Annotated in this window: 6 protein-coding genes; 5 read left to right on the top strand and 1 reads right to left on the bottom strand. The window is 69.1% G+C overall.

Going from position 1 to position 12,073, the window contains the following annotated elements; genetic code table 11:
- Positions 1-4 precede the first annotated feature (4 nt).
- The 5 genes from BLU09_RS33125 (at position 5) to BLU09_RS38960 (ending at position 9,776) form a co-directional block, all read left to right on the top strand.
- The gene (locus BLU09_RS33125; protein WP_306440801.1) at positions 5-1,669 is read left to right on the top strand and encodes a caspase family protein; all 1,665 of its coding nucleotides are present in this window, start codon (positions 5-7) and stop codon (positions 1,667-1,669) included.
- Entirely contained in the window at positions 1,669-2,298 is a 630-nt protein-coding gene (locus BLU09_RS33120; protein WP_090494665.1) for a carboxypeptidase-like regulatory domain-containing protein, read from the top strand. The genes BLU09_RS33125 and BLU09_RS33120 overlap by 1 nt, the downstream gene beginning before the upstream one ends.
- A gap of 251 nt (positions 2,299-2,549) precedes the next feature.
- On the top strand, positions 2,550-2,930 hold the full coding sequence (locus BLU09_RS33110; RefSeq protein ID WP_090494663.1) for an integrase core domain-containing protein: 381 nt from the start codon (positions 2,550-2,552) through the stop codon (positions 2,928-2,930).
- A gap of 336 nt (positions 2,931-3,266) precedes the next feature.
- Complete coding sequence (locus BLU09_RS33105) at positions 3,267-4,331, top strand: hypothetical protein (protein ID WP_244172238.1); 1,065 nt, start codon at positions 3,267-3,269, stop codon at positions 4,329-4,331.
- 567 nt (positions 4,332-4,898) lie between these two features.
- Positions 4,899-9,776, top strand: coding sequence for a cadherin-like domain-containing protein (locus BLU09_RS38960; protein WP_167371211.1), 4,878 nt, complete (start codon positions 4,899-4,901; stop codon positions 9,774-9,776).
- A gap of 157 nt (positions 9,777-9,933) precedes the next feature.
- Here the strand turns inward: BLU09_RS38960 and BLU09_RS33095 are convergent, their stop codons facing one another.
- Entirely contained in the window at positions 9,934-12,003 is a 2,070-nt protein-coding gene (locus BLU09_RS33095) for a lipoxygenase family protein (protein WP_244172237.1), read from the bottom strand.
- Positions 12,004-12,073 lie beyond the last annotated feature (70 nt).

The following is a 12,073-nucleotide window of genomic DNA, read 5'->3' as shown; positions in this document are numbered from 1 at the left end:
GTGCGTGAACCGTCCCGGCCTCCACGTCGTCCTGTGGCTCACCCTCCTGTCGCTCTCCGCCTGTGCTGCCGTCAGCACGGGGGAGAAGGGGCGGGCAGTGCGAGTGCGCCTGGATTTGGCGGAGCTCGCGTCGGCGCACGAGGGTGAGCGGCACGCGCTTCTCATCGGCGTCAACCACTACGACGACGAGTCCTGGAACGACCTGCGTTACCCGGGCAAGGACGCGGAGGACCTGGGGCGCGCGTTGGCGGACCCGAGTCGCGGGGGCTTCCACTCGGTGACGGTGCTGAGCCGCCCCGAACAGACCACGCGCGCGGCGGTGCTGGAGGCGCTGCGGGCCCTGGCGGCGCGTCCCTGGCGGCCGAAGGACGTGGTGGTGGTCTATGTCTCGGGCCACGGCACGCTCGCGCGCGACGCGCGAGGAGACCTCCAGCGCTACCTGGTGATGCGTGACACCCGCTTCCGGGACGTGCAGGGCACGGGCTTGGAGATGGCGGCACTGGAGCGGGAGTTGGAGCGGCTGGCCTCGCGCAGGCGGGTGCTGGTGCTGGCCACGTGTCACAGCGGGACGGGCAAGTCGCTGCTGCCCCCGGCGGTGCTCGACGAACTGGAGCGCACCAAGGCCGCTTTCATTCCGCGTCCGCTCGAAGAGGACAGTCGCGCCTCGCTCGTCCTGTCCGCCAGTGATTGGGGCGAGGCGGCGCGCGAGGACGACGCGCTCGCCAACGACATCTACACGCACTTCTTCATCCAGGCGCTCGACGGCCGTGGAGACCGCAACCGGGATGGCGCGGTGAGCGCCACCGAAGCGCACGACTGGGCGCGCCGCCACACGTGGACCTATACCCAGGGCCGCCAGCGCCCGAGCGCGCGGATGATGGAAGTGGGCGCGGACCCGGTGCTGCTCTCCGGCACGCTGACGCGGCCTGGACAGCCGGAGGTCTTCTCCTACAGCCCGCGCCTGGAGGGCTTCACGCTCAAGGTGGATGGCGTGGACGCGGGCGAACTGCCCGGCGGCGTGGCGCTCCCAGAGGGTAAGCGCAAGCTGGGGCTCCACAAGGGCGGCGAGCTGTTGTGGGAGGACACCGTGGCGCTCCAACTTGGTGAGCGGCGCGCGCTGGACTCGCTGCTGAGCGAGCTGGCGGAGGGCCACCGTCGCACCGCCTCCCTGGAGGTGGGCGCGCTGGGATTCCTCGATGGGCGCAGCCGCCGCGAGGTGCTGCCTCCCACGGTGATGGCGGGAGTGGGCCTGCGGCTGGGCGGTGTGCTGCTGGAGCAGCGACTGGACGTCGGAGTGGAGCTGGTGATGGGAGAGGGGCGTCAGTCACTGAGGCTCGACGTGGGAGGCACGGTACCGGTGCGCCACCGCGCGGTGATGCTGGGTGTGACGGTGGGCCCCTCGTGGGAGTGGGGCCGGCTGGGGGTGTCCACGGGGCCGCGTGTGGCCGCTTTGTGGTTGGAGCGCTCCTTCCAGTTGGACCTATTGAGCCAGGACGAGCGCTACCTCACGGTGTGGCCTGGCTGGATGGGGGGAGTGTCATGGCGCGTGGGAGCCCGGCTGGTGCTGGAGGCGAAGGGGCAGCTGCTCTGGGCCTATGTCCCGGTGGACGGCCGCACCCGCGTGGTGGGCTTCGGTGGCCTGTTGCTGAGTGGGGGGTATCGCTTCTGATGCGTGCGTCGAGACATCCGTCGTTCCTGGCATTGGCGGCGCTGGCCGTCGCGGGAGCCTGTGGCGGATTCAACAACGGGCCGTTGGAGGCGGGCACCGTGCGCGGGCGAATCCTCGAAGTCGAGTCCGACGTGGCGGTGGTGAGCGTGTTCGGTAAGCCCGACCTACGCGCGAGCGTGTCCCCAGACGGGCGCTTCGAATTGAGGGACGTCCCCGCCACCTCCGTGGAGTTGTTCCTGGTTGCCTCGCGAACTCGGGCTGCCCGCACGAAGGTGCTGGCAGAGGGAGCTCGCATCATCGACGTGGGCACTATCGACGCGCCCCTGGGAGGCTTCATCACCGTGCGCGTGCGGGACAGCCAGGGCGGCATCCCGCCGCGCGCCAAGGTGGAGGTGGACGAAACCGTGTTCGATGATCTGGAGGTGGACGCATCGAGCGGCGAGGTGCGCATCGGTCCTTTGCCTGCGGGCTGCTACACGCTGGAGGTCGAGGGTGACGAGCACGACGAGACGGACGAAGACGTCTGCGTCCGTGAAGGGGAGGAGCTGGTGCGCGAGGTCGTCTTGGGCAACGATGACCACGGAGGAGATGACGACGGCGGCTCGGCTGACAACGGCGGGGACGAATAGACAGGCGACTGAAGCACGACTGCACCGGTGGTGGGAGTGTCGCGCGGCGAATCGCGCAGGCAGGTAGCGCGTGCCCTGGCGTGCGTCACCTCCGCAGTCATCTCCGCGGTCAATCGCTACCGGGCGGGACGGCGTCGTAAAGAAGCGATACCTGGCCCGCGCCCTGAACTCGAAGACGGGCCGCCTCACCTGGGTGGACGGCAAGTCGAAGGCCAGCTCACGCTTCATCCAACTGCTTTGGCGCATCTCCGGTGAGTACCGCGGCGCCCCACGAATCCACCGCATCCTGGACAACGCCTCCATCCACAGCAGCCAGAAGGCCGGCCATCCGCCACGACAACGACCAGCAGTACGCCTCCGAAGCCTTCCAGGACAAGCTGCGCTTCCTGGGAGCCGAGTCCCGCCCGTCCTTCGTCCGCAGCCCCGAAGGCAACGGCTGCGCCGAGCGCTTCATCCGCACGCTCAAAAAGCAACGGCTCTGGGTACGCACCTTCGCCACCGAGGAAGAACTCCGGCTGGCCCTGCTGCAGTGGGCCTACCGGTACAACGAGCACTGGCTGCAGGAGTGTCACAACGCTCTCACGCCGAGTCAGGCCCGGCGGGAACTGATGCAGTCGAAGCAGGCGGCCTGATTACAACCAACCTGGTGTCTCAACAATCCGGTGCGGTACAACGGCTCGATGAGATTCCTTCGACAGGTGAGGCTCGCGCAGGTGGCTGTGGTGGCGATTGGCTTCTCAAGTTTCGGTTCGGCCGTGGCCGAACCCGAGGTGACGACAGTGCCCGACGTTCTGGAGGTAGGGGCACTCACCTCGACGTTCGAGGAATTCCAACGAACGTGTGACGCCTCGGGACAGCGACTGTGGGGAAAATCGCTGTGTGCCCCTCTCCTCGTCGTCCATCCCGTCACGCGCGTCTTCGTCGCGAGCACTTGGCCGAGCGGATCGGGAACAGGGCCCTGGGTGGGAGTGTTCCCCTCGGAACTCACCATCGCCAACACTGCGCTGACTTGGGCGGGAACCACCTGGGTCCAGCTCCAAGCTCCGTTGCCCGATGCCCCCGCGCGTCGCCGTGCCCTGCTTGCCCACGAGGCCTTTCATCGGCTCCGCACCACCTTGGGCCACCCAGGGCGGGAGAAGGACAATGCCCACCTTGATGGCATCGAGGGCCGCACGCTGCTGCAACTCGAGTGGCGTGCCCTCGCGGCCGCCCTGCGCACGACGACCCCTTCAGTCCGCACCCGCGCCGTCGAGGACGCACTCGTGTTCCGTCGCGAGCGCCGAACGCGCTTCCCTGAAGCGGCGGTCGCGGAAGGGCTCCTCGAGGAGCACGAAGGCCTCGCCGAATACACGGGTGTGGCGCTGGCGGTGGCCGACGCACGTGGAAGGCGAGCCCTGGCGCTGGAGAACCTCGACGATGCCGTCAAGAGAAGCTCCTTCGTGCGCTCCTTCGCATATGCATCAGGACCCGCCTATGGCCTCCTGCTGGACGAGGCCGGCCCCCGCGCCCAGGGGTGGCGTGCCCGAGCGCTCGCCGGGGCGGACCTGGGAACGCTGATTCAGGACGCACTGCGGCTGGGCACGCCCGAGCCCTCACCCGAGCGCGAAGCGCGCTACGGAGGCGCCGCTCTGCGAGAGACCGAACGCGAGCGGGCCCGCCTCGCCCAGGCCCGGGCCGAGGCGCTGCGCAAGAAGTTGGTGGAGGGCCCCGTGCTACACCTCCCCCTGGTGCGCATGCGTATCCAATTCAACCCCGGTGAGCTCATCCCGCTCGCCGAGCACGGCACTGTGTATCCCGGCGCCCGCATCGTCGATGCGTGGGGCTCGCTCACTGCGACCTCGGACGTGCTCCTCTCCTCGGACTGGAAGACGGCCACGGTGAACGCCCCCCCGTCGGGCCCCCAAGACGCACGCTGGGAAGGCGAGGGCTGGGTGCTGGAGTTGGCCCCCGGCTGGCGCGCCAACAAGGGGCCCCGACCAGGAGACCTGGTTCTCCAGGCTCCCAAGGCTCGCTCCCCGGCGCCTCAACCCTAATGAGCTTCAGGGAGTGAGGTTGGGGGCGAGGCTGTTGAGTTCGTGAGGAGATGCACTTCTGTCGTCCCTCGCTGAGCCGACGTAAAGGAGCACAGGCCGTCCCTGGTGGACCTCGATGGCGCGAAGCTCGCGGCCCGCGAGGATGGGACCTGGGGCACGCCCGAGGCACACGCGAAACTCGAGGAGCGCTTGGGGAAGATGCTCATCGCGACGCTGCCCGAGATGCGGGACAGCGGCCAGTTCGAGGCCCTGCGCGCCTCGGTCCGTGGTCCGAGAAGGCTGGGCCACGCAACATGCAGCCGCGATTTGGGGCAGCGACAACCTGGCGCGGCCGGCTCGACAGGACGCTGGCCGAAGGGGATACCGCTCTCGCCATCGTGCAAGACCTGTCGTGGTGCTGTGCAAGCCCTTGCACAATCCGGCGGCTATAGAACGATATCCTCGCTCTGCCCCGCCATGGCCCATGTCGTGCAAATGGGAGACGGGTTGAACGACATCGCTTCCGCCCACACTCCCATGCTCACCGCTCCCCCGCGTCCCGCCCCTTCAGGATATCCGTGCCTCTGCGTGTCGTTGGTCCTCCTGGTCTGGCTGGGCTGCCGCTCGCAGCCTCCTCCTGCCGAGCCCGTCGCCACGTCCGCGAGCACGACCGTCACCGCGCCCTTCGACGTCGCCGCCGTCATGAGGCAGGTCCACTTCGCCTATCGTCCCTCGGGGGAGGAGTGGAGCGGTGGCCACTCGACGTATGACGTCCGGGCCTCGGTAGAGGGGCTGGCCCTGACGCCTGTCCTGCCCCGGGAGGGCGCGCCGAAGAGCGAGCCACTGCGGCTGGGGCAGGCGCGGATTCAGCGGGGAGGCGTTCGACTGACGACGGGGAAGACGAAAGGAAGCGTGGACGCGGAGGGGCGCCTCCTTCTGGAGCGTGAGGGGCTCACGGAGCATCTGAGCAACGCCGAGGATGGCGTCACCCAGTCATGGCGGCTCGACCACGCGCCGCCGGGAGACGGAGACCTCCGGATGGACATACCGGTCTGCGGGCTCTCCTTCGCGGGGAGCACGGCCGATGGGCTCCACTTCGCGACGCCTCGGTCGGCTCTCGGGTTCCGCTATGGCCATGCCGCCTGGGTGGATGGCGAGGGCCGGCGCACGGAGCTTCCTTCCGGGTATGCGAATGACACCATCGGAGTCACCGTGCCGGAGGTGCTCCTGAAGTCCTCCGCCTTCCCAATCACCCTCTCGGTGGTCATCACTCCCGAGCAGGGAGTGGACCTGCCCATCCAGGGGCCCGCCTGGGGGAACTGGATGCACGGCGTCGCGGTGGGCTCCAATGGCACCGACTACCTCGTCGTCTGGTTCGACTTGCGCGACGGCACTGCACCCAATCTCTTCGGCGCGCGGGTCTCGAGCACAGGGGTGGTGCTGGACCCCGCTGGCATCAGCATCTCCTCGGAACGTGGCGACCGGCTATCGGCGACGGTGGCGTCGAACGGCGCCGACTACCTGGTCGTCTGGGCGTCCACCGACTCCGTAGAAAATGAGCGGAGGGAAGACATCCGGGCCGCCCGAGTGACGAGCGGCGGACACGTGGAGGACACACCGAGCATCCTCCTATCGCCCGACAACCATGCCGAACGCATGCCGAGCGTTGCCTCGGTGGGCCCGGACTACCTCGTCGTCTGGGAGCGGTGGCGTTACGGCGGCGCGGAGCGGAGCATCGTGGCGACGCGCGTAACGAGCGCGGGCCAGCGGCTCGACCCCGTGACCTTGAATCTGTCGGACCCGGAGCGTGACCACCTCACGCCCTCGGTGGCATCCAATGGCACGGAGTACCTCGTCGCCTGGCTCGAGCTACGCACCACGGGAGAGCAGGCGCTTCTCGGAGCGCGTGTCTCACCGCAGGGAGAGGTGGTGCCGGAGTCCCGCCGCGTCATCGCCGGCAATCCCCAGGGACTGCCGACAAGCCCGGCGGTGGCATCCAATGGCGCAGGGTTCCTCGTCGCATGGGTGGACCGGCAGGAAGGCGACGCGAGAGGCAGCTACTGCGCGCGCCTCTCCTCCGCGGGCGACGTGCTGGACACGACGGGCCTGCGCATCTCCTCGCAGCTCCCCACCAGCTTCGACGCCAGGCTGCGCGTGGCGGGCAATGACGTGGACTACCTCGTCGTCTGGGAACAGGCTGATGGCGTCCACGGCGTCGTCGTCCCCCCCGAAGGGATGCTCGGGCCCCAGCAGGTGCTGAGCGCGAATACCTCTCTCTTGAGGCACGACACTCCCGACGTAGCGTCGAATGGTACGGACTTCTTCGCCGTCTGGGAGACGTGGAATGTGACCACGAACTTCTTCTCCTCCACGATTCAGGGGACCCGGGTGACAGGAGCGGGGACGGTGGTGGATGCGCCCTCGCCGCTGCTCGTCACCGCCGCGAGCAACACTCAAAGCGCGCCAGCGGTGGCGACCAATGGCACGACCTATCTCGCCGTGTGGAATGACTTTCGCGGTGGAGCGTCGGACATCATCGGCGCGCGAGTGTCCCTCTCTGGCGAGCTCCTGGATCCACAGGGCATCGCCATTGCCGCCGCCGAATTCGATCAGCGAACGCCCTCCATTGCCTCCAATGGCTCGGACTATCTCGTCTTGTGGGACACCCGTGACCCAAACGTTTCGACCCGTTCCGTTATCAAGGGCGCGCTGGTGGCCGGGGCCGGACAGGTGTTGAGCCCCACCCCGCTGAGCTTCCCCTCCGGGGCGTGGTACGTGGCAGGGAGCGCGGCCGTGGCCTCGAACGGGACGGACTACCTCGTCGTCTGGGAGAGTTACGACCTCGGCAGCAGCGCCGTTCTCGGGGTTCGGGTGACGCGCGAGGGCGACGTGCTCGACAGTCCATTCCTGGTGCTGGCCAGAGCCCGGGAGCACGCGTGGCCGGCGGTCACCTTCAACGGGGAGCACTACTTCGTCGTCTGGCTGAACAAGCGGACCCTCACTCCCGGCGAATGGGAAGTCCATGGAGTACGCGTGACGAGCGCGGGCGTGGTGGTGGACCCTCCAGGCCGGCGACTCGCCGCCATCCCCGCTGAGCCGAGCGACCTGCGACTGGCCTCGAATGGGAAGGACGCCCTGGTGGTCTGGCGCGCCGGTAACGCCGTCCGTGCGGCGCGCGTGACACACGAGGGAACGAGCCTGGACCCCTTCGGTATCCTCGTTGCCCAGTCCCCCAGGGGACTCACTTCCGCGCGCGTGGCCTCCCTGGGGACGGAGTACCTCGTCGTCTGGCGGGACTTCCGGAACGAGTCCCCGGACACGTCCACCGACCGTTTCAAGGGTGACATCTATGGGGCCCGGGTGACGGGGGCGGGGCTTGTGCGCGAGCCCGCAGGGCTCGCCATCTCCGTATCCGCGTCGGTTGAGGCGATGCCCGCCATCGTCTCATCCCCGCTGCGCCGGTCCGCGTTCGTCGTCTACGAGCGCTATGACGACTCGCCGTCCTTCATGAGCCGGCGAGTCCGGGGGCGATTCGTCTCCTTCAACGATAACGAGCCGCCCGCCGCCATGGACCAGGGCCTCCTGCTCCCCGAGGACTCCTCACTCCCCTTCACCCTCCAAGGCACGGACCCCGAAGGGCTGGGGCTCTCCTATGTCCTGGGGCCCGCGCCATCGCGTGGCACGCTCACTGGCACGGGCGCGGACTACCGCTACACGCCTACGTCCCACTTCCATGGCTCCGACAGCTTCACCTTCCAGGTCTCGGATGGAGAGCTGCTCTCCGCACCCGCGACCGTCTCGTTCCAGGTGACGCCCGTCAATGATGCGCCGTCGGTGCCGGAGCCGCTGGCGCCGACGGATGGCTCCGAGTCCGAGGGCGGGCTCTCCACCTTCCGCTGGAGCGCCTCCACGGACATTGAAGGGGACGCCGTGAGCTATCACCTGGAGTTCCTCCGGGAGGGCGTGGTGTCGCGGACGCACGTCGCTTCGTCGACCACGTACACGCTGACCCTGGCGGAGGCCCTTCCCGAGGGGCGGTACTCCTGGCGAGTGCGGGCCGTGGATGCCGGGAATGCCTCGAGCGCGCCCTCCTCGGAGCGTGTCCTCGTCTCCCTGCCACGGGAGAACCTGCCGCCGACCGCGAGCGGCCAGACCGCCTCCACGAATGAGGACACCGCGCTGCCCCTCCTCCTCCAGGGGCAGGACCCAGAAGGACAGCCCCTCACCTTCACGGTGACGACGCCCCCAACGAATGGCGTCCTGACAGGACAGGGGGCTGCGTTGACATACATGCCTCGCGAGAACTTCCACGGCACCGACAGTCTCGTCTTCACGGTCTCCGACGGCGCGCAGTCATCCGCTCCGGCGACGGTGTCCATCCAGGTCATGTCCATCAACGACGCGCCGACCGTCCCAGGGCTGTTGGCTCCCGAGAACGGGGTGGTCCTCGTGGAGGGAGCGCGGGTTGCGCTCCAGTGGGCGCCTTCCACGGATGTCGAGTCGGACGCCGTGGACTACGTCGTGGAGTTGCTCCAGGCGGGTGCCGTCATCCATCGCCATGTCATGGAGCCAGCGGCGCGTGAGCTCGTCGTCGAGGGAGGGCTGGCCCCAGGTGACTGGCGCTGGCGAGTGAGCGCGCGCGACGCGTGGGGGGCCGCCAGCGCCCCCTCCGTGGAACGGTCCCTCACCGTGACTCCGAAGTCCGCCTTGCCGCCCTCGGCCACGCCAAGAACGGTGGTCACGCGGGAGGAGACACGCGTCGACTTCGTGCTCGAGGGCCATGACCCCATGGGCCGCATGCTCATGTTCAGCATCGAGTCTCTGCCGGAGCACGGCACCCTGGGGGGCGCGAGCGAGTATCGCAACTACACGCCCGCGGCGGACTTCCATGGCGAGGACCACTTCACCTTCCGCGTCTACAACGGCGAGACGTGGTCCGAGCCCGCCACGGTGACCCTCCAGGTGGCGTCCATCAACGATGTGCCTTCCGTTCCCCGGCTCCTCGCTCCCGCCGACGGAGCGGTGGTGGAAGGGGGCCTCGCCACGTTCCAGTGGGAGGCGTCCGTGGACGTCGACGGAGACCCGCTGGACTACGTGCTGGAGTTCCTCCAGGAGGGGCGCGTCGTCTGGACCTTCGCACTTCCCGGGGCCACGTCACGGGAGCTCGTGGGGGAGGATGAGCGGCTCGCGGTGGGCCGCTACTCCTGGCGGGTCCGGGCAGTGGATGGCCAGGGAGGCTCCAGCGACATGGCGCCCGAGCGCGCCTTCACCGTGGTGGCCCGTGTCCCGCCTCCCGTTGATTCGCCTGGAGGCGACCCCGAGGCGCCGCCAGCTTCGGGGTGTGGCTGTGGGGCCACCTCGGGGAGCGCCTCGGCTCCGTTCGCCCTCGCGCTCCTGCGATGGCTCACGCGTCGCGGCGCCCGCGCTGCGCGAGTCCCGTCCTCTCTTCTCCCGAGCCGGAGCTGAGCGACGTGGCGGGTTGAAGGCGGAGGCGCGTGAGCCGCCTTTCATGCGTCTCAGCGCAGGCGACACTTGACTCTCTCGACCACGTGGGTCCCTTCGCCCACACGAAGCAGCGAGCCGAGATGGCGCCTCACGACCGACCTCCCTCCTGGCCGCGAGGTTAGATGTTGATGCGGGAGCTGACGGTGCGGATGTCCATCCCCAACGCGGAGAACTCGGCGGCGTGGGCGCGCAGGCACTCCACGAAGCGGGGGTGCACGTCCGCCTCCTCGTTCGCCAGCAGGAAGCCGTAGCTCGTCTTCGAGAGCATCCACGAAATCCACAGCATCTCCGTGGCCTCCTCCGGAGGCGGCGCGACGTCATGGTCCGCCTCCGTCGACAGCGCGCCCGCCTTGCCCCAGCGCAGGCCCAGGCACGCATAGAGCACCTCGCCCGCGTCGTCCCATTGGAGGTTGTTGGCCCAGGCATGGCGGAAGGTCGCGAAGTAGATGACGTACCGGCACAACTGCTTGAGCGCCTCCATCTCTCCGGGCTGGGGCGCGTCCGTCTGGGTCACCGCGCTGACGGCCTTGGCGTGGGTCGCGGCGACCTTCGCGTCCAGGTCCATGCGCTCGGAGCGCACGAACCACGGCGCGGCCTTTCCCGGCACCGTCGCGCGCAGGTAGCGGCACACGAAGGCGGGCGCCGAGTGCGCCACCAGGTCGTCCGAGAAGCGCCGCACCTCGCACCACTGCGCCTCCAACGCCGCGCCGTGCTCCGCGAAGAAGGCATCCACGTGCTCCCCGACCAGCCGCCAGAACAGGCCCGCCGCGCGTGCGTAGCGGTGCGACTCGCAGATGGGCGGCGCGGGCGCGAAGCCCTTCCAGTCGTAGCTGCCCATCAGGTGCAACAGCCGCGTCTCCACGCTGCGCTCGGTGAGCGCGCTGGCGCGGGTGATGTAGCCGGTGGGGCCGACGAGGAAGCCGTTGGCGGAGTGGTTGATGAGGACCACCTCCCGCAGGTGCGGCATGAGCAGCCAGCGCAGCGGACTGCGGCGCAGATTGCGGTGCGCGGCGATGGCGTACTGCTCCACGTTGAAGTGGCACTGCCCCAGGTGGTTGCCCAGCTCCGTCTCCAGCGTCGCGCTCACCCGCGCCATCCGCTTGGCGGCCTCCCAGGCCTCGCCGTCCGCGGGCGTGTAGCTCCGCCGCGTCACGGGAGAGCCTGGCGCCGTCGCGCCCGGCTCGCGCATGCCCAGGATGATGCGCACCGGCAACAGCCGCCCCTCCACCAGCCGCAGCCGCACGTCCACGTCCGGCAGGCAGTGGACACCGTCCTGCTCGTAAGCGTTCCACGGGAAGTAGAGCCGGAACGCCTCCGGATCGCCGGGGGCCTCCGGGTCTCCATCCATGAGGGTGGAGAACATGCCGTTGAGCAGCCGCTCTCCGAAGAAGGCGTCGGTGCGCGTGGAGCCCGGCGACTCGCGCTCCATCCGCACCGTCATCGCCTCCGGATAGTCCGCCTGAATCCTGTCCAGGCTCGGCGCCTGCCCCAGCCGTCCCTGGAGCAGGTGGCGGCGCTTGACGAGCTCGATGGGCGCCACCGACTTCAGCATCGCCAGCGCGCGCCCCGGCGCGTAGGCCGTGGGCGGAGTCCCCTCCTCCGTGACGAGCAACCGGGCCAGCGGCGTCGTGGGGTCGTACTCCCAGTAAGGCAGCCGCAGCGTGCCGAAGTCGTAGTGGAGCCCACCATGGTCATCCGGCCCCTTCTCGGAGCCGATGCGGCGCCATGCCTCCACCACCCGCCCATCCGGGCGGAAGCTGTGCTGGGGCTCGAAGAAGCGCACCTCCAGGTCGGGCAGGTCATTCACGCCCGCGTCGGCCGGGTCATAGCGAATGGAAAAACATCCATCCGAGTCTGTGAAGCCCTCCCCCAGGAAGTCATCCGGCGTGCCGAAGTCCCGGTCCCACAGCTCCACCTTGATGTGATGCAGGGGAATGGGGCCCTGGGGCCCGTCCTGCTCGAAGACCAGCCGCCCGACCGCGACGGCTGGCAGCGTGCTGGGCTCCCTCGCGGGACGGACAGCCCGGACGCGCGGTGCGAGCTCGCGGCTGATGGCCAGACGCTCCTCGAGCGCGAGCCCCGAGTACCACCTGGACAGCTCCTCCGCGTCGAGCACCTCGTTGCTTCCGCTCTCGCGTCCTTTGCCCCCGAGAGCGCCCATCCATCGGCGCAGCCCTGCGAACATCATCCCCGTCCCCATGCCGCGGGCGCGCCCGTCCCAACGTCTGTCATCAGCTCCACCTCTCCGGGTCACACTC

The sequence above is a fragment of the Myxococcus virescens genome (assembly GCF_900101905.1).
Classification (GTDB): domain Bacteria; phylum Myxococcota; class Myxococcia; order Myxococcales; family Myxococcaceae; genus Myxococcus; species Myxococcus virescens.
This window is presented reverse-complemented; position numbering and strand designations above follow the sequence as displayed.

Bases quoted from the DNA above. Each gene is read 5' to 3' on its own strand.
- BLU09_RS33120 (WP_090494665.1), top strand. From the start codon at position 1,669: ATGCGTGCGTCGAGACATCCGTCGTTCCTGGCATTGGCGGCGCTGGCC.
- BLU09_RS33095 (WP_244172237.1), bottom strand. From the start codon at position 12,003: ATGATGTTCGCAGGGCTGCGCCGATGGATGGGCGCTCTCGGGGGCAAA.